Annotated in this window: 24 protein-coding genes (1 of these 24 only partly in view); 15 read left to right on the top strand and 9 right to left on the bottom strand. The window is 40.4% G+C overall.

The features are described 5' to 3' along the window. Positions 1 to 158: 158 nt before the first annotated feature. The gene (locus BrL25_RS05995) at positions 159 to 1,235 is read left to right on the top strand and encodes a M42 family metallopeptidase (RefSeq protein ID WP_018672742.1); all 1,077 of its coding nucleotides are present in this window, start codon (positions 159 to 161) and stop codon (positions 1,233 to 1,235) included. A gap of 28 nt (positions 1,236 to 1,263) precedes the next feature. After that, on the top strand, positions 1,264 to 1,770 hold the full coding sequence (locus BrL25_RS05990; protein ID WP_018672743.1) for a hypothetical protein: 507 nt from the start codon (positions 1,264 to 1,266) through the stop codon (positions 1,768 to 1,770). 257 nt (positions 1,771 to 2,027) lie between these two features. Here BrL25_RS05990 and BrL25_RS24705 read toward each other — a convergent pair whose 3' ends face one another. Genes BrL25_RS24705 through BrL25_RS05985 form a run of 3 tightly spaced genes read right to left on the bottom strand, consistent with a single transcriptional unit; the run spans position 2,028 to position 3,595 of the window. Next, positions 2,028 to 2,165: a hypothetical protein gene (locus BrL25_RS24705; protein ID WP_018672744.1), complete on the bottom strand. Its 138-nt coding sequence runs from the start codon at positions 2,163 to 2,165 to the stop codon at positions 2,028 to 2,030. Between the two features lie 27 nt (positions 2,166 to 2,192). Continuing rightward, complete coding sequence (locus tag BrL25_RS25125) at positions 2,193 to 2,354, bottom strand: hypothetical protein (protein WP_018672745.1); 162 nt, start codon at positions 2,352 to 2,354, stop codon at positions 2,193 to 2,195. Continuing rightward, positions 2,351 to 3,595, bottom strand: a complete 1,245-nt coding sequence (locus BrL25_RS05985; protein WP_018672746.1) for an MFS transporter — start codon at positions 3,593 to 3,595, stop codon at positions 2,351 to 2,353. Before BrL25_RS05985 ends, BrL25_RS25125 begins: the two co-directional genes overlap by 4 nt. Positions 3,596 to 3,971: 376 nt before the next feature. On the opposite strand from BrL25_RS05985, the gene BrL25_RS05975 reads away from it, so the two are divergent. The 6 genes from BrL25_RS05975 to BrL25_RS05950 all read left to right on the top strand — a co-directional run bounded on the left by BrL25_RS05975 (position 3,972) and on the right by BrL25_RS05950 (position 8,771). Further along, a complete protein-coding gene (locus tag BrL25_RS05975; RefSeq protein ID WP_018672748.1) occupies positions 3,972 to 4,286 on the top strand; it encodes a YtrH family sporulation protein in 315 nt (104 codons plus the stop codon). After that, a complete protein-coding gene (locus tag BrL25_RS05970) occupies positions 4,283 to 4,792 on the top strand; it encodes a sporulation membrane protein YtrI (protein WP_018672749.1) in 510 nt (169 codons plus the stop codon). Before BrL25_RS05975 ends, BrL25_RS05970 begins: the two co-directional genes overlap by 4 nt. A 102-nt stretch (positions 4,793 to 4,894) precedes the next feature. Next, the gene (locus BrL25_RS05965) at positions 4,895 to 5,671 is read left to right on the top strand and encodes a sporulation protein (protein WP_018672750.1); all 777 of its coding nucleotides are present in this window, start codon (positions 4,895 to 4,897) and stop codon (positions 5,669 to 5,671) included. A gap of 87 nt (positions 5,672 to 5,758) precedes the next feature. Further along, complete coding sequence (locus BrL25_RS05960; RefSeq protein ID WP_018672751.1) at positions 5,759 to 6,355, top strand: YitT family protein; 597 nt, start codon at positions 5,759 to 5,761, stop codon at positions 6,353 to 6,355. A 196-nt stretch (positions 6,356 to 6,551) separates the two neighbouring features. Beyond that, a complete protein-coding gene (gene codY, locus BrL25_RS05955) occupies positions 6,552 to 7,328 on the top strand; it encodes a GTP-sensing pleiotropic transcriptional regulator CodY (RefSeq protein ID WP_018672752.1) in 777 nt (258 codons plus the stop codon). Between the two features lie 225 nt (positions 7,329 to 7,553). Next, positions 7,554 to 8,771 carry an MFS transporter gene (locus BrL25_RS05950; protein ID WP_018672753.1) on the top strand — a complete coding sequence of 406 codons (1,218 nt, stop codon included), beginning with the start codon at positions 7,554 to 7,556 and terminating at the stop codon, positions 8,769 to 8,771. Positions 8,772 to 8,779: 8 nt separating this feature from the next. On the opposite strand, the gene BrL25_RS05945 is transcribed toward BrL25_RS05950, so the two are convergent. Beyond that, on the bottom strand, positions 8,780 to 9,556 hold the full coding sequence (locus BrL25_RS05945) for an SDR family NAD(P)-dependent oxidoreductase (RefSeq protein WP_026315257.1): 777 nt from the start codon (positions 9,554 to 9,556) through the stop codon (positions 8,780 to 8,782). Between the two features lie 124 nt (positions 9,557 to 9,680). Here BrL25_RS05945 and BrL25_RS05940 point away from each other — a divergent pair, with 124 nt between their 5' ends. Further along, the gene (locus BrL25_RS05940) at positions 9,681 to 9,893 is read left to right on the top strand and encodes a DUF1540 domain-containing protein (protein WP_018672755.1); all 213 of its coding nucleotides are present in this window, start codon (positions 9,681 to 9,683) and stop codon (positions 9,891 to 9,893) included. A 504-nt stretch (positions 9,894 to 10,397) separates the two neighbouring features. Here the strand turns inward: BrL25_RS05940 and BrL25_RS05935 are convergent. Together BrL25_RS05935 and BrL25_RS05930 are read right to left on the bottom strand one after the other, a co-directional pair. After that, positions 10,398 to 10,682 carry a DUF4183 domain-containing protein gene (locus tag BrL25_RS05935; protein WP_018672756.1) on the bottom strand — a complete coding sequence of 95 codons (285 nt, stop codon included), beginning with the start codon at positions 10,680 to 10,682 and terminating at the stop codon, positions 10,398 to 10,400. Positions 10,683 to 10,767: 85 nt separating this feature from the next. Then, entirely contained in the window at positions 10,768 to 11,856 is a 1,089-nt protein-coding gene (locus BrL25_RS05930; RefSeq protein WP_018672757.1) for a DUF4183 domain-containing protein, read from the bottom strand. 593 nt (positions 11,857 to 12,449) lie between these two features. Between BrL25_RS05930 and BrL25_RS24700 the strand changes: the two genes are divergently transcribed. Further along, positions 12,450 to 12,620 carry a hypothetical protein gene (locus BrL25_RS24700; RefSeq protein ID WP_155803060.1) on the top strand — a complete coding sequence of 57 codons (171 nt, stop codon included), beginning with the start codon at positions 12,450 to 12,452 and terminating at the stop codon, positions 12,618 to 12,620. A gap of 300 nt (positions 12,621 to 12,920) precedes the next feature. Then, positions 12,921 to 13,196, top strand: a complete 276-nt coding sequence (locus tag BrL25_RS05920; RefSeq protein WP_018672758.1) for a DUF4183 domain-containing protein — start codon at positions 12,921 to 12,923, stop codon at positions 13,194 to 13,196. Positions 13,197 to 13,436: 240 nt separating this feature from the next. On the opposite strand, the gene BrL25_RS05915 is transcribed toward BrL25_RS05920, so the two are convergent. Continuing rightward, on the bottom strand, positions 13,437 to 14,045 hold the full coding sequence (locus tag BrL25_RS05915) for a hypothetical protein (protein ID WP_018672759.1): 609 nt from the start codon (positions 14,043 to 14,045) through the stop codon (positions 13,437 to 13,439). A gap of 92 nt (positions 14,046 to 14,137) precedes the next feature. Between BrL25_RS05915 and BrL25_RS05910 the strand changes: the two genes are divergently transcribed. After that, a complete protein-coding gene (locus tag BrL25_RS05910) occupies positions 14,138 to 14,749 on the top strand; it encodes a sulfite exporter TauE/SafE family protein (RefSeq protein ID WP_018672760.1) in 612 nt (203 codons plus the stop codon). 233 nt (positions 14,750 to 14,982) lie between these two features. On the opposite strand, the gene BrL25_RS05905 is transcribed toward BrL25_RS05910, so the two are convergent. After that, the gene (locus tag BrL25_RS05905; protein ID WP_018672761.1) at positions 14,983 to 15,504 is read right to left on the bottom strand and encodes a DUF84 family protein; all 522 of its coding nucleotides are present in this window, start codon (positions 15,502 to 15,504) and stop codon (positions 14,983 to 14,985) included. 186 nt (positions 15,505 to 15,690) lie between these two features. Between BrL25_RS05905 and dapF the strand changes: the two genes are divergently transcribed. After that, positions 15,691 to 16,557 (top strand): diaminopimelate epimerase, encoded by an 867-nt coding sequence (gene dapF / locus BrL25_RS05900; protein WP_018672762.1) that lies wholly within the window; start codon positions 15,691 to 15,693, stop codon positions 16,555 to 16,557. A 112-nt stretch (positions 16,558 to 16,669) separates the two neighbouring features. On the opposite strand, the gene BrL25_RS25120 is transcribed toward dapF, so the two are convergent. After that, complete coding sequence (locus BrL25_RS25120) at positions 16,670 to 16,810, bottom strand: hypothetical protein (protein ID WP_018672763.1); 141 nt, start codon at positions 16,808 to 16,810, stop codon at positions 16,670 to 16,672. 368 nt (positions 16,811 to 17,178) lie between these two features. Here BrL25_RS25120 and BrL25_RS05895 point away from each other — a divergent pair, with 368 nt between their 5' ends. Together BrL25_RS05895 and thiI are read left to right on the top strand one after the other, a co-directional pair. Further along, entirely contained in the window at positions 17,179 to 18,267 is a 1,089-nt protein-coding gene (locus BrL25_RS05895; RefSeq protein WP_018672764.1) for a cysteine desulfurase family protein, read from the top strand. A 12-nt stretch (positions 18,268 to 18,279) separates the two neighbouring features. Next, a protein-coding gene (thiI, locus tag BrL25_RS05890) for a tRNA uracil 4-sulfurtransferase ThiI (protein ID WP_018672765.1) crosses the window boundary here: on the top strand, positions 18,280 to 18,983 show its 5' portion. Its footprint extends 496 nt past the window's final position; 704 of the gene's 1,200 nt are visible here — the first part of the coding sequence; the start codon lies at positions 18,280 to 18,282; its stop codon lies off the right edge, out of view.

Genomic DNA, 18,983 nt, shown 5'->3' with positions numbered 1-18,983 from the left:
TGGGTAAACTAGACGTAAGTCAGATGAAAGGGGTACTCCTCAGGCTTCCCTTACTTACATGGTTGCATAACTCTAACAGGTAGTCGATAATGGAAAAGTATACAATTGTCTCTACATAGAATACAACAAAAAAGACTCAGTTTGGGAGGATCAAGGTAATGGCCGATCAATTTCAATTGGATTTATGGGAAAAATTAACAGAGGCGCCTGGTGCTTCGGGATTTGAAGGACCTGTCCGCTCCATTATGAAAGAATATATCTCCTCTTATACAGAAGAAGTCACCTATGATAATATGGGAAGTATTTTTGGAGTGAAGCGTGGGGATGAACAAGGGCCTCGCATTATGGTTGCAGGGCATATGGATGAAGTAGGGTTTATGGTAACCCAAATATCTGATAAAGGTTTTATTTCCTTTCAGCCATTAGGTGGTTGGTGGAGTCAAGTATTATTGGCCCAACGAGTTCAAATTATTACAGAAAACGGTCCGATTATCGGGGTAATTAGTTCCATTCCACCACATGTATTAAGTGAAGATATGCGCAATCGCCCAATGGATATCAAGAAAATGTATGTTGATATTGGTTGTGATTCTAAAGAGGATGTTCTTAATGTCGGTGTAAAACCAGGACATCCAATCGTACCGATTTGCCCTTTTACTCAAATGGCTGATCCGAAAAAATTCATGGCGAAAGCTTGGGATAACCGTTATGGATGTGCCCTTTCTTTAGAGTTACTAAAAGAATTACATGAAAACCCACAGCATCCTAATGTAATCTATGCCGGTGCTACTGTACAGGAAGAAGTAGGTTTGCGTGGTGCAAAAACAGCCGCTCATATGATTGACCCTGACATGTTTATTGCATTAGATGCTAGTCCAGCTGGTGATATTCCGGGTGTGACAGACGGTATGGGTAAATTAGGTGATGGTCTACTATTACGTATTTTGGATCGTACGATGATTATGCAGCCTGGTCTACGTGATTTGTTAATTGATACATGCGAAGAACTAGGCATCAAATATCAATACTTTATTAGTCAAGGCGGGACTGATGCAGGGGCTGTCCATATGCATGGTAAAGGTGTTCCTTCGGTAGTAATTGGTATTCCGTCTCGTTACATTCATAGTCATGCATCTATCATGCATGAAGATGATTATCAAAATGCGAAAAAGCTACTGTTTGCTCTAGTTAAAAAGTTGGATTGGGCTACGCTGGAGGCTACTCGTCGCCGGTAAGCGTATGCGAAAGGAAGCGTGATTTTTTATGAATGCCATCAAATTTTATCGCCATGCAACGGCTACAGATGCCGTACTGGAATATAATTTTTATGACCATAAATTTGCTCCGACGAATTTAGTGGTACGTAAGGTATTGATGGCTATGCTTCATTCTGTCCAAAATCATCTTACTGATTTAGAGGTGGAGTATAACGACAATATGCTGGTGGAAAAAGTAGGGGGAAATGCAGCGAGAATTCTTAAGCTATTGGGAGCTTCTACTGAAAATGTACAGGATAATTATCGAGGTGAAACGGTTGTAAGCCGAACTTTTACTGCTAAGATGACGCCTGAACGCTTTCAATATTTTTATGAACTAAAAGATGTTGGTGAGCTCTCGTGTTTTGCCCTAAAAGAACAGGCATTAGATCGAATTGTTTCGTATTTTAATCAGTATTTGTTAGTAGTGATTCCTCTTCAGGAGGAAAAGAATTTCTTTGAACAATTACAGGAAATGCACGTTCCATACCAGGTCCAAGCGATCAATAAGTAGCTGAAGGATGTATTTCATCCCTAAAAAGTTTTTCATGGGCATCCCTTTTTATTCTGTAGGATTTTTACAGGAGAAAGAGGGATGCTTTTTTGCTAATTATATGTTGGGTTAAATTTTGTTCGACTACGTATTGATTGCTTGAGAATGTAAAGCATCGGTCGTGAAGTAGGGAAGCATTTTCATCAAGGATAGGGTTTTTCTCACATAAAAAAAGCTTTCCCCTGCCTCAACATTAGGCAAGGGAAAGCCACTTTGTATTACGTGGAAGGACGATCTGGTCCTTCTAATTTTTTGTCACCAAAGCCTGGACGATCGTCTTGGGTTTTCTTTGGTTGTGTATTGGCCTCACTGCGTTCATTGGAGTTATTGGAAAAACGTTTTTTATCCATACTCATCTTCTCATCATTCCTTCCAGAATCTTATTATTCCCAAAACAAAAACTTGTACTCAGGTTTATATTTTTTTTGTTCCTCAAGGATTGCTTCGTGAGCTTCATTTTCTATATGAAACAATAGTGACGAAAACGGTGCTTTATCAAGAAGGCTGGCTCCCTGTAACTTATTATCATCAGTTGAAAAATTCATCGTGCACGCTCCTTTTTTGGTTGTAGAGATGGGGAAGAGCCCTTTTTTTTGTGTCGGGCGTTGGCATAGATAGCAAAAGCGGTCAGAATAGCAACAGAAATTAATGTAATAATGCCATACATATACCATGGTCGCATACTTCCTATGCCACCAAGCGACTCAATCATATAGCCACCGACTGCATTACCTATAGCACCGCTAATACCTGTGACTACGTTGCCGATTCCGTAATAGGCTCCTAATAGAGGAGGTTTAGCAAAATGTCCTACTAAACTGTCGAATACTGGGACAGCCAGCATCTCACCAATAATAAACACAACGGCAGCTGCACTAAATGTCCAAAACTGATGAGCAAAACCCATAGCGAATAAGCCAGCACCAAGGAACAAGGTACCACTGACCATTGCCCAATAAGGACTAATTTTTTCTAAGATATAGCGGGTAATAACACCCTGAAATAGGACCACAAAGGTTGAATTAATGGTCCAAATCAAGCCTACTTTGGCACCTGTTCCCATAATATGTTGTCCACGTAACGGAACAACAAGCGGAAATTGAGCATACAATCCCCAGACTAGCAAAGAAACCAAACAGAAAAACAAAAAGCTACGATGATCCAATAAACGTTTATACTGGCTCCATGATAAGGAATCCTTTTTAGTCGTCTCTTGACGGGCTTTCGGTAAGGTAAATAGAAGAAAAAAGGTCAATAAAATATAAACACCTGCTGCGTAAATGAAGACAAGTCGATTCGTACTTAGAGCAAGTAACGTAACCGTAAGACCTCCAATGATAATTCCAATGTTGGCTGCGATGCCCCGCCAGGAAAAAGCCGTTGTTCGATCTTCTTGTTTCACTCCATCAGCTATTTTTGCTTTTATGGCAGGGGCTAATAAACCCATACCACTGCCATTAAGGGCCGAAAAGAGCATAAATAACAGAAAGGTTTGGCTTACACTATAGCCAAACATAGCACATGCCTGAATAGCCGCTCCACTTACCATTACAAGTTTACGTGACACACGATCACATAAAAATCCACCAATTAGACTGCCAATTTGGTACATCAAGCTAGCTATAGCTAGAATGAAACCAATTTGACTTGCATGCAAATGCCGGGCCTTTTCCAAAAAAATAGGAAAAATAGGCGTCACTAGAAAGATTGCAATATGCATAAAAAGAGCTGCAACTAACAGAAGGAGAAATGTGCGGTTACCAAGTAAGTGACGGGCAGTCGCCAATGTATTTGTTCCTCCTCTCTCTTCTGATGTCAGACTTAGTATGTGAAAAGAGGGACTCCCTTTATTCGTAGCCCAAAATGTTTGAAAATGGGCAGGTACCTAGAGTCTTTTTTGAAACCGTGACATATCCCTATAAAAAGAGGCGAGTAGGAGGGAAATTTATGAGTAGCATGCTTAAATTGGGTGGTTTTGAGGTTGTCATTGGGATCGCTGTTGTAATTTTTCTTGTCTCCATCGTTATTGATGATGGATTTGAATAAATGGAAGAGAGATGCTTGTACGCTCTTTTGTAGGAACAATCATATTTGGCTCTATCCGTGCGTAGGGTAGAGCATACACAAAATTGGTACAAGTATGAAGCAAGGAGCGTGAGATAGTGGCTCAAGTCATTTTAACGTTTTGTGTTGCTTATGGCATCGTGATTGGAGGATCAGTCCTAGGGGGTATGGGGGCTTTTTTTAGCGATCGAGCTCCGTTACTTGTAATGTCAGATCTAGCCATCCAGCTCAAAATTATGGGGCTGGTTGGAGCCCTCGGAGGAACATTTGACTCATTTTTACAAATTGAAAAATTATTTGTAGGAAATGTCTCACCTGTTTTAAAACAGCTCATTTATATTTTTGCAGCGTTTATCGGAGCGCATCTCGGAACTATTTCAATGTTATGGCTGACACAGGGGAGAGGGTCATGACAACAGTACATGAGGAGCAATCACCTAAATTACGTCGATATCTTCGGTATATCAGCTTGTTTATTCTAGGAGCTACCGCAGGAGGAGCTGTATTTCTGTTTTTGTTTACGCAAAGAATGGAAGATTTAATGTTAGAGAACAAAAATTTATATGTATTAAATGATCGTCTCCAAAACGAGATGGATAGTCTTAACGAGTTGCATAAAGTGGCACGAAAAAAGCAGAATGTCGTGATTGAAGATGTTGAAATCACTTTTTTAGGACAACGCCCTAATACCTTTGTAGAAGAAGAATTAAAGCATAGCCTAGAAAAAGATTTAGCCCAATTGAAAAGGAAAAAAGTGGAGCAAGTGGGCGAAATGCATGAACTATTGCATGAATTACTGCAAAAAAAAGAGTACATCATTCAAGGAAAGGTCTTAGAGGTAAATATAAAAACTCTAGTGATTTCGCGAGTTTTGCACTTATACGTAGTGGCTAAAGAACAGCCGAAAACAATTGGATAGCCCATTTTATGGATTGAGAAAAAAATGCAACAAAACCCCAGCTTGTTCGTATATAGTTATAGCAAAATAAAGAATTGCTTTTGGAACGAGGGGGTTTGGGGGATGTCGTTATTTAAAAAAATGATGGCGAGTGTAGGTATTGGAGCAGCTACTGTAGATACACGTCTTTTCAAGGAAACATTGCTTCCTGGTGAGCTAGTAAGAGGCGAGGTTCATATTACAGGAGGAGATATTCAACAGGAGATTGATGAGATTTACATTTATGTTATTACTCATTATGAACGAGAAAGTAATAACAACAAAACAAAGGAAGAATGTATCCTGTTACAACATCGTTTGACAGAACCCTTTACCATTGAACCACAGGAAACAAAAGTTTACCCGTTTACTTTTCAATTACCTCATGCGACGCCTCTTACGATAGGTAGACAGCCAGTCTATTTACGTACAGGCCTAGATATAAAAAATGCAATTGATCCGGGTGATTCGGATTACATTGAAGTAAAACCACATCCTCTGATGGTTAACGTTCTAGAGGCAATCACTACATTAGGCTTTCAGTTATATAAAGTAGATTGTGAATTTAATCGTCGACTTGGTCAACCTTATCCATTTGTACAAGAATTTGAGTTTCGCCCACAAGGGCAATTTCGTCAATATGTAGATGAATTGGAAGTCATTTTCTTTTTACAGGAAAATGAAATGGAGATCCTTCTAGAGGTTGATAAACGAAAGCGTGGATTTGCAGGAATGTTGGAGGAAGCCTTTGATATGGATGAGCGATATGTGAGATTTCGTTTATCTGAAAATGATCAGAATAGATCAACACAAGAGCTGACAATATGGATTGAGCAGATGATTATGAAAAGCATTGGATAAGATATAGCAGCTGGTAGCTTCTTTTGGGGTATGAGATACAGGATTACTTCATACACTAGTCTTGACCTCATCCCCAAGGAGTAGTGCATGGTATATATGATACGTAAAGGATTAGCAGTGATGATCGGCAGTGGCTTACTTGCACTTGGTGTAAACGGTTTTATTATCCCACATCAATTAATGGATGGCGGTTTGACAGGTATCGCTTTAATAATCAACTATATGGCTGGCTATAAGGTAGGGTTGGTAATGATCGTAACTAGTATACCAATCTATCTATATGCTTGGTTTACAAAGCGATCTTATTTTTACAATAGTATTAATGGATTATTACTTTCGTCCTTTTTGATTGATTTATTTTCGCCGTTACAGCATGTTTCCGTATTTACTTCCTTTTCCCCATTATCCAGTAGTATTTTGGGGGGCTTATTTATTGGTATGGGCATTGGATTGTTACTTAAATTTAATACAACGACTGATGGATTTGATTTGGTAGCCAAATTTTTATCTGATGTAACACGAATTAATATTGGGATTGTGATCTTTGTTTTTGATATTGTCATCCTGTTTATAGGCTCGCAGTTAGCGGATACACCTCATTATTTTTATTCGTTTTTAGCGATTTCGATCGTGTCAGTAGTCACATTTTTGTGGAATCGTCAAGGAATCATACATGTAGAATAACCTGTATTCGTTAGTCAGAAAAGCTTGGCAGATGCCAGGCTTTTTCTAGTTGCATAACCCAATTTATAATCAAAATTCAACTCAAAATGTAATGCATGTACAAAGTCTGAAAAAATTTTTTTTGAATACGAGGTATCAAGGCACATTTTTCAGACAATACTGTGAGCATGAAACATTTAGAGGAGGAATTTACCAAATGAATTTGTTAGAAAAAACGAGAAGAATAAATGCGATGTTACAAAAGACGATGGGTGGAAACGGGGTATCTTATCAAGATATTGCTAAATTGCTCTCTGATATCATCAATTCCAATATGTATATCATCACGGCAGATGGTCAGATTTTAGGTAGTGGTTTTGCACAAGAGATTTCGATTCAGGAAACAGGACGTTTTACGAGCTTTTTGCCTGAAAACTATAAGGAAAAATTATTAGAAATTCATTTCTCAGTAGCTAACGAAGCAGTTCACGGTAACTATAGCATGGTTCCTGCTGAGTGGAAAAATCTGTTTCCTCAAATGATGACCACAATTGTACCGATTAATGCTGGTGGCAGTCGATTAGGAACATTAGTATTAACTCGTGCATTTGGTGCTTTTGAAACGGACGATCTTATTTTAGCTGAGATTGGTGCAACTGTAGTTGGAATGAAAATTGTACGTCAGCGTACAGAACAGATTGAAAATGAGGTTCGTGATAAAACATTTGCTAAGATTGCATTGTCTTCTCTATCCTATAGCGAGCAAATTGCAATTGAAAAAATTATGGAGCAATTGGATGCAAAAGAAGGCTTGCTGGTAGCTAGCCAACTAGCCGACCAAGCTGGTTTGACCCGCTCGGTGATCGTTAATGCATTACGTAAACTTGCCAGTGCGGGTGTTCTTGAGTCACGTTCTCTCGGTATGAAGGGAACCTATATTAAGGTGCTAAATGATAAATTCCATTCCGAATTGGAAAAATGGAAAACATCATAATCACATAACCCAGTAGTTAACCGTTTCCATGTTCTCCTCCCAGTTGTAAGACATGCCTATTTCCGGCATGTCTTTTTTTTATTTTTTTTAATGTTTCATGTGAAACTTTATTGCACTAAAGAAATGGTATTATGTTTCATTAATACTAAATATTATTACTTATTAAATTTTTTAATGTAAAAAGTCTTATAATTATGATATCTTTTAAAGCAGGAGGTGTACAGCATGAAAGAGCTTTGGAGAACACCATCATTTCGCTGGTTCTGGCTTGGTATCTTTTTATCAGCTGTCGGAAATTCATTCGGATCATTTGGAGTAAGTTGGTATTTATTACATCGAACAGGTTCTGGAGCTATTATGGGTACTTCTATCTTGTCCTATTATGTACCGGCTCTACTATCTGGATTAATAGCTGGTGTTTTATTGGACCGCATTGATCGAAGGAAACTGATTATTTTTGATAATGTGGTAAGAGGCTGCTTATATGGTTTACTTGTTTTCTTGCTGTCTTTACCAACCGTACCTGTCGTAACGGTTTATATCATCATGGCCTTAGCAGGTATGCTTTCACCATTAAGCAGTACTGGACAGCAGGCTATGTTACCGAATCTTATCAAGGATAAAGAACTACTAATTAAAGCAAATAGTGTAATGAGTGCTCAATGGCAGATTGTTTGGCTTTTTGGACCTATGCTAGCTGGTTTGGCGGTTACGTTAATCGGGCCTGCCAACGTAATTATTATTGATTCGATTAGCTTCTTTTTATGTGCAGCATGTTTTTTACGAGTTTCCTATACATATAAGCCAAACTCTAACATACCGAGTCAGACAAAAAGAGAAGCATTACTGAATTTTTGGCAAGACCTTGTGGTAGGTTATCGATATATTGGAACGCATTCGATGTTACTTTCTCTTTTGTTCTTTAGTTTATTTTTTAATATGGGATATGCACCGGTAGAATTATTACCAGTATACATACAGCAAGTGTGGGGGATTGGAAAAGAGGCTTATCAAGGGTATATGCTTACAGCGATGGCTATTGGATCATTGTGTGGCTCAATGTTATTTATCGCTAAGAATTGGAAGTATCCGATTGGAGTGACTGTAGGGGCGATTATTTGCTTGTGGGGTTTGGTTACATTCCCTCTAGGCTTTACTCAGCGTATGGAGGTTGCTGTTGTGTGCTTCTTTGCTGCGGGGATTGTTTTTGCTCCATTTAACGTATTGGTTTCAACCTATATTCAAAAACAGGTGCCGAATGAGATTTTGGGACGAGTGCTAACTGCTAATCGTTCCATTACAGGATTTGGTCTACCTGTTGGAAGTTTCTTATCCGGCCTCCTGGCTTCTTCATTAGGAATGGATCGTATCTTTGTCTATTGTGCAGCGCTATGTATTTTGGTTGGAATGATAGCGATAGTAAGATTGCGAGCTTTGCAGTAATTGATTGATTATTTGCGATTTAACAAGGGTGCAACTCGTCTCATGATGAAATCTGGTAATAAAGGATAAATGAGCGACAGTAGGTGGAGACGCTTTGGTAGAGCAACTTCAAAGCGTTTCTGTTTTGTTGCTTTTATAATCGCTTTTGCAGTCCTTTCAGGAGATAGCAGGTAGCCACTTACTTTTTCTTTATATGTGCCAGTGTTGTCCGCATACATGAGAAATGGCGTATCAATAGGACCAGGTAAGGCACAGGTGACTGAGATTCGAGTAGCAGCAAGCTCATGTCGAAGTGATTCACTGAATCTTATTACAGCGGCTTTTGAGGCAGCGTATACAGCAGTTTTAGCAGAAGCAACCCGCCCCGCTAGAGAAGCAATATTTACAATCCTAGCTTCTGATTGAGTGAGCATCATAGGTAGGAAGGCACGAGTCATATATAATGTACCCAATAAATTTGATTCAATGGTCTGGTGAATTTCTTCCAGGGAGTGATCTAAAAAGGGCTTAAATAAAGCAGAACCCGCGTTATTAATGAGAATATCACATCGACCAAACCGGATTTTTACCCAAGCAGAAAAAGCTCTTACTGCTTCATTGTCGGAAAGATCAAGTTTATAGATATGGAGAACAGGAGGGCGGTTCCATTCACGCTGGATCCTTTTTAGTTTCATGTGATCTCTACTTGTAATAACCACATGGTACCCCTCACGAATATATTCCTTGGCCAGTGCCATCCCAAGTCCACCGGTACCGCCTGTAACAATTACTACTGGTTTACTCATAATGCTAGTCATTCACCTCCTATAAACATCCTACCATTAACGCTATTCCATGTAAAAAAAACCTGAAAGGAATGGTTATAAAAGTCCTCATATGGGTGCAGTATAGCCATAGGAGGTGACCAATATGCCAGTAGTAAAATGTAGTGTAGCGAGCTGTACGTACTGGGGACAAGGAAATAATTGTAATGCCGAAGCCATTATGGTGGACATTGATCCTCATGCAAACAAACAATACGATGCTGAATTTGCAGACGAAATCGGTTATGATACCGAGCACCGTGATTATGCAACAACGTCTCGTGAAACCTGTTGTCATACGTTTAAACCAAAGGCGTAATCGCTTCCTAAGTTGAAATGTTTTCCCGGTGGGGAAATCAAAAGTAACGTTTTCAAGGGGATAACAATTTCAGTGTGTAACGACAGATAAAAAGACGTAACCACTCATAAGGTTACGTCAGACTGTCGGGAAACCTATTTATTTTCCTTAAACAGTATATGGTTATACTGGAGATGGACGAAGTGCTATAAAGAAAGATCGTTCTCTACCTTAGCTACTCTTAGTAAGGTGAAGAGCGATCTTTTTTATTCTGTACAGTTGCTGTCTGTAGCGCCTGCTCCTGTATAATTGTTTGTTCTGTAAACGCGATGTAGAGAAGACTGTTTAGTTCTTTTTCAATCTGCAAAACTTCGTTCAGGTGTTTCATATCGCGGATTTACTAAATCGGTTCTGACAAATCTATTGTTCTTAAACATGTGAATGTATGACCCCATCCATCTGATATTTATGAAACACCGACAATGAAATAAAAGATATGCCGGTGTTTGAAAAAGTGATAAGGAGTTAGGTTACTATAAATTCTACAATGACTGGTGTACCTGGATCGAGTACGTCGCCACCTGGAATTGTGATTGCTGTAGTCGTAACAGAAGAAGTATCGGCTGTCTGAAGTACGCCATTGATATAAAGATTGTAGTAAGAAAATGATGCTGGAAATGCTGTCGCAGCTGCACCAGCGTCATTAGTGAAAACTGTTGCCGCGATCGCAAATGTAGCACCTGTTCCTGTTCCTCCTCCTGCAGTAGACGTAAATCTCCTACCGGCAATAAAGGGTTTTGTAATAGCCATTTTACAGGCACCTCCTCTCTATTATAGTAAATGTAAATACTTGGATAAAGGTGAGGGCAGATCGATTGATTGATATGAATCATTTTTATAGAACTACCTGAACCGTAAACTGAACAATTTCGACAACGATTGGACTTCCTAAAAAAATAGTGTTTCCTTTTGGATTAATTGTAAGAGCATTTGCACTTATTACATATAGGCTACCTTCTTGCAATATCCCGTTGATGTACAGATTGTTATAGCTATTTTGTCCGAGGCCTATAAATTCTGTTATCAAGTTACCTAAATCGTTAGTAAATTGAGTAGCTGGAATAACTACAGGGATAGTTAGCTGGATATCTGAGCTTGCAATAAAAAAATATCTATTAACAGTTGGTAAAATGCTGATGGTGCCGATAGGCCCGGTAGGCCCTTGAGGCCCGGTAGCGCCTTGAGGCCCGGTAGCGCCTTGAGGCCCGGTAGCGCCTTGAGCACCAGTAGTGCCTTGAGGTCCAGTAGCGCCTTGGGTTCCAGTAGCGCCTTGAGCACCAGTAGCGCCTTGCGTTCCAGTGGCGCCTTGAGGTCCGGTAGTGCCTTGAGGTCCGGTAGTGCCTTGAGGCCCGGTAGCGCCTTGAGCACCAGTAGTGCCTTGAGGTCCAGTAGCGCCTTGGGTTCCAGTAGCGCCTTGGGTTCCAGTGGCGCCTTGAGCACCAGTGGCGCCTTGAGCACCAGTAGCGCCTTGGGTTCCAGTGGCGCCTTGAGGCCCGGTAGTGCCTTGAGGCCCGGTAGTGCCTTGAGCACCAGTAGCGCCTTGAGCACCAGTAGCGCCTTGCGTTCCAGTAGCACCTTGGGGCCCGGTAGCGCCTTGCGTTCCAGTAGCACCTTGGGGCCCGGTAGCGCCTTGGGTTCCAGTGGCGCCTTGAGGCCCGGTAGCGCCTTGGGTTCCAGTGGCGCCTTGGGTTCCAGTGGCGCCTTGAGGCCCGGTAGCGCCTTGAGCACCAGTAGGTCCCTTAGGCCCAGTAGCACCTCTAGCTCCGGGCGGCCCTTGAGGCCCAGTAGCCCCTTGAGGACAGCAAATTACTACTTTTGAAGGTCGACATGTTACACAGACTTTGATTTTCTTGCATTTTTTTCTCTTTGAAGAACAAGTTCTATCTTTACATTTACGTTTTCTTCTTCGATCATGATCTGCCAATTAAACCACCCCCTAATATTTACACTATTATGTATGCTACGTTTTTTACCTATTAGGGAGTTGGACTTTCAACTAATAACTGGTAGGTTTAAATCTATTTTTTTGTATAATAGGCTAAATTAGGTGATGGATATCCCTTTATATGGAAATGTTAGTTGAGCATAATAGAGCAATATGCCCTTATGGAGGAGAAAAGGGATTGCTAACTAAGGAAATGGACTGATTTACTATATATCGTCCTTGTATGGATACGTTGTTTCGCTTTACATGCCCGAAGGATGAATGTAAAGGTAACGGACGCCTTTTTGAAAACAATATCTTCGTTACGATTTTTTGGAAAGCTGTAATTTAAACTTTTTTTAAAATGGGTCGGTATATGGTGAGTAAGCCTTTTTATGTAAAAAATATTATTTGTACCTTTCATTTCAACTATCATCATCTGCAATGTATTTGTAGAAGGCAATGGTAATTCTTCTGCGGTTATTACACGCAATTCTATAAGTAGTACGAAAATCATTACTACTGAGGCGTCCATTTTAACGATCAGGAATAAAGATATTTATCAGTCAAAAACAAATCGAGTACAATTTCGCATGGATTATATATCGTTTAGTGTAGATGGGACCAGATCAACGATTATTCGTTTAGTCAAGAATGCCACTTTAGGAGGCACTCCAGTCTTTACTGATATTTCTATTGATACAAGCGTCATGGAATTCGATACGGACACACAACTGTTTCAGACGGGAGAACCGTACTTTTGATTGGCCTTGGAAGGGTTGATTCAGGAGAACTCGTTTTGGGAGAAATAGACATTGAGTTGAGTCCAGGTGACAGTTTGACAGTCTCAGCAGTGTCTACAGCTTCCTAGGAAGTGAGCATAGCCGTATCATGGCAAGAAATGTTTTAGTGTTAGAGGAAAAATTTAATAAACATAAACAGCAAAGGCAAAATACAGCTAATATACTAAGTTGGTTGTCCATTACAAAACTATTGAGGTTTGTATATTATAAATCAAGGAAATTCGAAAGAGGTTCCCGTATATTGAAAAGGGGTGAAGAAAAATGGCTATTACCAAACCCTTCGTTACATCCAGAAGATTTGTGTCCACAGCAGGAGCTGGTACAGGTACAGCATTTGCGATTGCAGCTACAGCTTTTACCGATGACGCTGGTGCAGCTGCTACAGCATTTCCAACATTTACTTATTACAATCTTTATATTAATGGTGTGCTTCAGTTGGCTAATACCTCGACTGCCAGCACCACTGGAATTGGTATTCCTGGAGGTAACGTTCTCGATTCAGGGGTACCTATTATCGTTGTTTTTGTAATAACCTAGTTCTGTAACTTTTCTCAAAAGCTGACTTTTGGAAGTTATAATGGATATCTCAATAAAAATACTACCGTAGCAAATTGTAATTATATCTATATTATAATAGATTAACGCGGTAATTTATAAAAGTAATGTAATATAAAAAAGGTCGCCGAAAACTTCTCGACAACCTGACGTACCCTCTTATTTAAGGTTACGTCTTTTTTGTTTAGTACTTCTTGACTAAATTATTTTAATTCTCTTCACTTACAAGGCTTGTTTTTCTAAAGTTGAGGTATGCTCCATTTCTAGACGGGTAATGAAGGAATTAGCTTCATCCCAGTTCGTAATACGATGGACTAGTGATGGAAGCTCTCCTTGATTATAAGGTGTGTCAAACAATAGCACAGGAATTCCAAGCTCACTAGATAATTGCAAGGCATTTTCTAATCGATCTTCCATAAACAGATCAATGCTCCATGTTTTTGCAGCACGAACTTTGTCATGAGAGCCTACCAAATCTATATGATGATAAGGGATATGATGTTTAGCAAACCAAGCTTTGGTTACCTGCATATCATCTAAAGCTCTAGCACTAATATAAATGAGTTCATGGGTCAAGTACCAGTTTTGCAAAATTTCGGAGGCGTTACCATGTAGAAGAGAATGCGAGTAAACCTCTTGGCTATTTTGTAAAAGCCAGGTAGTAAACTCTTCATCCGTGATTTCATACACATTTGCTAAATTATATTCAAAGCAATCTTGTAGTGTTAAATTTTTGCCAAAGGTTCGATTCAAAAATGGGACAATACTGCCCGGATCGGTAACTGTACCGTCAATATCAATACCAATTCTTAGTGATTTATTGTTTGTCATCTTCTCGCCTCCTGATTAAATTGTACACCGAAGACAGAGAATAAGGCTACTTCCTTCATTTCATCCTGATTAAAAAGGGGTTGGAGCACAGCATGGGTAACGATCAGAAACGACGTTTACGTGGTGAGCAGAAGGAAGCGAGGACTGCTCAAAACCGCATGGACAAAATTGATACCAAGTCGTATGATACGGAGCTAGCCCAGGATTCATGGATGCGAGCTTCGTTGGAGCCAGGCGCTACTCAATCGCAGGGGGATGTTGAATATAATCCTCTGACGCAGACGGAGCGCTATTCAGGCGATCAATATCAATCTACACAAGCGGTGGCGAAATCTTCTCAGGGCGATAATAATGATTCAATGTCTTATCGAAATGATGTCTCTACGGAAACGGCTGCGGAAATCGCTGAGCCATACCGTCCGACACGGTTACGGAATGGTGATGATTCTAGCTTGCGAGAAGCTAGACAAGCAGAAGATAAAGATGGCAATTTAGTTCAGGGAAGCGGAATAGGAATGGTGGGGTTAGGTTCTTCCATCTTGTCCTTGTTCCTGTTACCTTATGTTCTAGGGCCATTGGGAATTGTGCTAGGGTTCCTTGCTTACCGTCGTGAGGCAAAATCAATGGGGACATGGGCAATGGTTATAGGGGCTCTTGCATTTGTAGGAGCACTCTTAATCTATCCTTATTACGCTGCCCGGTAGATCATTATTATCGACCAATTGGCAAAGCGGGGGGCTGTCTTGTAGGTATTTAACCTGCAAAGTCAGCCCTCCTTTGTGTTGAACAGCCTATACACCTATACAAAACGATGGAGGATCAGGAAGTATTGATGCGATAACAGGCAAATTTGAAGAATAACGTTTGTATCCTAAGTAGATTAGATTGGAAAAGTATCACGATAGTCCTCATCCTCACGTGGGGTGAGGACTTATTATCAGCGATACAAAACTGATTCAAACGGTGTAAGGGCAGCGATCACCGCTTCTTTAAAGACATGAGCCCGAGTGATTTTACCATCTGTAAAAAGTCCGTAGGCTCCCTCTTTATGGTTACTGTTCTTAGTCCCTGATAAGCTATCAATCACTTCGCGTAATTCTCTACCCGACGTTTTCATATCTTCTCCTATATGGTTGGGGATGGGAAAAGCAAGCCCTTTACCTATATGTAATGCTTCCCCGTTCCAAGCGGCACAGATGGAGATGAGATACCACTGTTTTGTATAGATGGCATCAAACGTCAGACCACCTTCTAATCCCAAGCCTATCTCAGCATCAGGAACTGCCTCAAGGGCTTGTTTCGCTCGCGCAATAGCTCCTCTAATCGTCTCATCCTCTGATAAAGGCTGCTCCGATACTCCAGAAGGTACACTTACACACTGAGGCTGAATGCCAGTAGCTAAAAAGATGGCTTTCTGTTTAGCCTGATTATGACTTCCTAAAGCAAGCTGCTTACACAATAGTTTTCACTCCCACTTTTTGTTTCTTGATTATTATATCAGGTTGAAAGTGTACCTATTTAAAGCGCAAGAAAGCTTGTCTAACAGATTTTTTAGTATAAAACAAAGTAGGCTGTTAAGAAGAAATCATGAAATACATGGCCTGTGATACAATGAGGAAAAATCTCGGAATGGTGGGAGTCGGGCATGAAGTTTACTAAAATGCATGGGATAGGCAACGATTACGTATATGTCAATTGTTTTGAAGAGTCTCTTACTGATGTAGATTTGCCGGAACTATCAAGAAGAGTAAGCCAGCAACACTTCGGCATCGGGTCAGACGGTTTAATTCTGATCATGCCTTCAAAAATAGCAGATTTTCGGATGAGAGTATTTAATAATGACGGTAGCGAGGCCCGCAATTGTGGCAATGGACTACGCTGTGTCAGTAAATATGTTTTTGACCATGGCTTAACGAGTGAGACATCCTTTACCATTGAAACAAATGGGGGCATTGTTACACCAGTTGTACATGTGGGTGTGAATGGAAAAGTGGAAAAGGTGACAGTAGATATGGGAAAACCACGTTTATTGCGAGGACAAATCCCTATGGCAGGGAATCCTGACACCGAAGCGATTGGTGAGCAAGTACAAGTCAATGGTCGAATCTTTACTTTCACAGCTGTCTCTATGGGAAATCCTCATGTGGTAATTCTAACGGATAAAATTTCCGAAGAAGAAGTAACGACCTATGGACCATTATTGGAAAAGCATGCTTTATTTCCTGAGAGAGCGAACATTGAATTTATTTCAATGAATTCGCCTTCTGATATTAGCTTTCGTGTATGGGAGCGTGGCTCTGGAGTAACACTTGCTTGCGGAACTGGAGCATGTGCTGCATTGGTAGCCGCCGTTTTAGAAGGGAAAGCAGAGCGGATGGCAACGATTCATTTGCTAGGAGGCGATTTGCAGATTGAATGGCGTGAAGACGATCAGCATGTATACATGACAGGTGCAGCTACCGAAGTATTTGCAGGTGAGTATTTTGGAACATTGCCGTTGCTAGAACAGTAGAATTCTTCTCAAAGAAAGGAAGACAAAAAAGTGGTTATTTCCTCGTAGAGTGAATAACCACTTTTCCTATATAGCCTAATGATTAGGCATATGCGAATTTCTATGTTCATCTTTAGTTGTATACCTCTGTTAAGACATCGTGGGAGGTTTCATCATCAATATAGAATGCTTTGGATTGTTCCGCCTTTTCAACCTCTTGTTTTAGCCGCTGTAACTCATCCTCCATTTGTTTGATCTTTTCCATGACTGTCATAATAATATCCCCTTCCCTCTGAATTTATTGATAATTCTAACAAGTATAAAGAAGAGTGTAAAGTGGTGATATTCGTTGAAAACGCTTGCAACTATGACTTAAATGTGAACGAGCGCTTGATAGGTTCATTCAACTGATGGTTAGGATAATACAAGAAGTCATTTCTTATACCAGAGGATGAATAGAGACCTACAGCAATTACCAAGCCAAAGTAAAGAAGTACAGCATGAAGGTAGTTGTAAAAACAAACAATATGGTATGATGTAAGACAGTTCGACCCAGATTTGAATTGTAGGAAGGGTGTCTTTGCCGTGATTTACCTGGATAATAGTGCCACGACCCAACCCCATCCGCAGGTGATTGACACCATGAAGCGGACTATGGAAGCTTACTATGGGAATCCTTCTTCCTTGCATCGTTTGGGAGTAGAAGCAGAGAATGTTTTAAAACAGGCTCGTCAAATTGCTGCCCACGCTTTGCAAAAGAAACCAACTGAGATTTTCTTCACTTCCGGTGGCACGGAAAGTAACAATACAGCAATTAAAGGTGTAGCCATGCGCTATCGTGAGCGTGGTCGCCATATTATTACCAGTCAAGTAGAGCATGCTTCTGTATTGGATGTTTGTAAACAGCTAGAGGAATTTGGTTATGATGTAACTTATCTCCCTGTTAATAAGGAAGGGAGAGTTTCCCTAGAAGATGTGAAACAGGCTATGCGATCCGATACGATCCTTGTTTCTATTATGCATGTTAATAATGAGTTAGGGACTATCCAACCGATTAATCAGATTGGTACATATCTGAAGCTGTTCCCGAAAGTTATCTTTCATGTCGATGCGGTACAAAGCTTTGGTAAGGTACCTCTTCGAATAAATGAATGGGGAGTTGATTTGTTAAGCTTGTCTGCTCACAAATTTCATGGTCCCCGTGGTGTTGGTATCCTTGTAAAACGTGAAAATATGTTGATTGAGCCTTTATTAAAAGGTGGAGGTCAGGAAAGTGGGCTTCGTTCTGGTACGGAAAATATACCAGGAATTGCAGGAATGGCAAAAGCCATGCGCTTAATCGAAGAGACCGCTAATCAAGATATTCCACGATTGAAAGAGATGCAACAACGTTTGAGAGAAGGAATTCAACAGATTCCTGGATGCATCATTAATTCACCTGAAATAGAAGCGGCACCTCATATCATAAATATTTCTGTGCAAGGGATGAAAGCAGAAGTTTTGTTACATGCCCTAGAAGCGGAAGGGTTCTGTGTGTCTACTCGCTCTGCTTGTTCAGCTAAGTCAGATGAGCCAAGCCCAGTATTGGTAGCAACAGGAATGAGCCGCGAACAGGCCAAATCTTCTTTGCGAATAAGTCTAAGTAAGCAAAATACAATGGATGACGTGGAGCAATTTTTAGTAGCGCTGTTAACATGCAAAAATCGCATTTTACCATATACAAAAGTGTAGAGGATGACAACAATGAACTATGATGTAATTTTGATTCGCTATGGCGAATTAGCACTAAAAGGACGTAATCGTGATCAATTTGAAGATACGTTGATGAGAAATGTCCGTAATGTATTGGAGGTTCACTCTTCAGTGGAGGTATATCGTCGCTACGGACGGATGTACGTTCAACTGAATGGAGAGAATGCATATGAGGTTATGGAGAAGCTACAAGCAGTGTTTGGAATTACTTCCATAAGCCCAACGATTCAGGTAGAACAAACAGAAGAAGCTATTAAAGAAGGAACGCTTCGTTTGGTTCAGTCTCTGACACCGGTTCCGCGTACCTTCCGTGTAGATACACGCAGAGCTGATAAACGTTATCCAATGGCTTCGATGGATGTGAATCGTATGGTGGGGACTCATCTGCTACGAAATATAGAAGGGCTAAAAGTGGATCTTCACCAACCAGAAGCTTCTGTGAAGATTGAGATCCGTACGGAAGGGACCTTTATTAGTAGTGAAACCCTACCATGTGCTGGTGGATTACCTGTAGGCGCTAGTGGAAAGGTCTTGCTTTTATTGTCAGGTGGTATTGATAGCCCTGTAGCTGGCTGGATGACAATGAAACGTGGTGTAAGATTAGAAGCGATTCATTTTCATAGCTACCCGTATACTAGCGAACGAGCTTTAGAAAAAGTGAAGGATTTAGCCCAAAAGCTAACCAAATGGGGTGG

This window comes from Brevibacillus laterosporus DSM 25, from assembly GCF_002706795.1.
GTDB lineage: Bacteria > Bacillota > Bacilli > Brevibacillales > Brevibacillaceae > Brevibacillus_B > Brevibacillus_B laterosporus.
Note: the sequence above shows the minus strand (reverse complement) of the source record. Positions and strands in the feature narration are given on the sequence as shown.

What these genes read in the sequence shown, in the direction of transcription:
- BrL25_RS05995 (WP_018672742.1), top strand. Translation starts at nt 159, where the DNA reads ATGGCCGATCAATTTCAATTGGATTTATGGGAAAAATTAACAGAGGCG.
- BrL25_RS05990 (WP_018672743.1), top strand. Translation starts at nt 1,264, where the DNA reads ATGAATGCCATCAAATTTTATCGCCATGCAACGGCTACAGATGCCGTA.
- BrL25_RS24705 (WP_018672744.1), bottom strand. Translation starts at nt 2,165, where the DNA reads ATGAGTATGGATAAAAAACGTTTTTCCAATAACTCCAATGAACGCAGT.
- BrL25_RS25125 (WP_018672745.1), bottom strand. Translation starts at nt 2,354, where the DNA reads ATGAATTTTTCAACTGATGATAATAAGTTACAGGGAGCCAGCCTTCTT.
- BrL25_RS05970 (WP_018672749.1), top strand. Translation starts at nt 4,283, where the DNA reads ATGACAACAGTACATGAGGAGCAATCACCTAAATTACGTCGATATCTT.
- BrL25_RS05965 (WP_018672750.1), top strand. Translation starts at nt 4,895, where the DNA reads ATGTCGTTATTTAAAAAAATGATGGCGAGTGTAGGTATTGGAGCAGCT.
- BrL25_RS05960 (WP_018672751.1), top strand. Translation starts at nt 5,759, where the DNA reads ATGGTATATATGATACGTAAAGGATTAGCAGTGATGATCGGCAGTGGC.
- codY (WP_018672752.1), top strand. Translation starts at nt 6,552, where the DNA reads ATGAATTTGTTAGAAAAAACGAGAAGAATAAATGCGATGTTACAAAAG.
- BrL25_RS05950 (WP_018672753.1), top strand. Translation starts at nt 7,554, where the DNA reads ATGAAAGAGCTTTGGAGAACACCATCATTTCGCTGGTTCTGGCTTGGT.
- BrL25_RS05945 (WP_026315257.1), bottom strand. Translation starts at nt 9,556, where the DNA reads ATGAGTAAACCAGTAGTAATTGTTACAGGCGGTACCGGTGGACTTGGG.
- BrL25_RS05940 (WP_018672755.1), top strand. Translation starts at nt 9,681, where the DNA reads ATGCCAGTAGTAAAATGTAGTGTAGCGAGCTGTACGTACTGGGGACAA.
- BrL25_RS05935 (WP_018672756.1), bottom strand. Translation starts at nt 10,682, where the DNA reads ATGGCTATTACAAAACCCTTTATTGCCGGTAGGAGATTTACGTCTACT.
- BrL25_RS24700 (WP_155803060.1), top strand. Translation starts at nt 12,450, where the DNA reads ATGGATTATATATCGTTTAGTGTAGATGGGACCAGATCAACGATTATT.
- BrL25_RS05920 (WP_018672758.1), top strand. Translation starts at nt 12,921, where the DNA reads ATGGCTATTACCAAACCCTTCGTTACATCCAGAAGATTTGTGTCCACA.
- BrL25_RS05915 (WP_018672759.1), bottom strand. Translation starts at nt 14,045, where the DNA reads ATGACAAACAATAAATCACTAAGAATTGGTATTGATATTGACGGTACA.
- BrL25_RS05910 (WP_018672760.1), top strand. Translation starts at nt 14,138, where the DNA reads ATGGGTAACGATCAGAAACGACGTTTACGTGGTGAGCAGAAGGAAGCG.
- dapF (WP_018672762.1), top strand. Translation starts at nt 15,691, where the DNA reads ATGAAGTTTACTAAAATGCATGGGATAGGCAACGATTACGTATATGTC.
- BrL25_RS25120 (WP_018672763.1), bottom strand. Translation starts at nt 16,810, where the DNA reads ATGACAGTCATGGAAAAGATCAAACAAATGGAGGATGAGTTACAGCGG.
- BrL25_RS05895 (WP_018672764.1), top strand. Translation starts at nt 17,179, where the DNA reads ATGAAGCGGACTATGGAAGCTTACTATGGGAATCCTTCTTCCTTGCAT.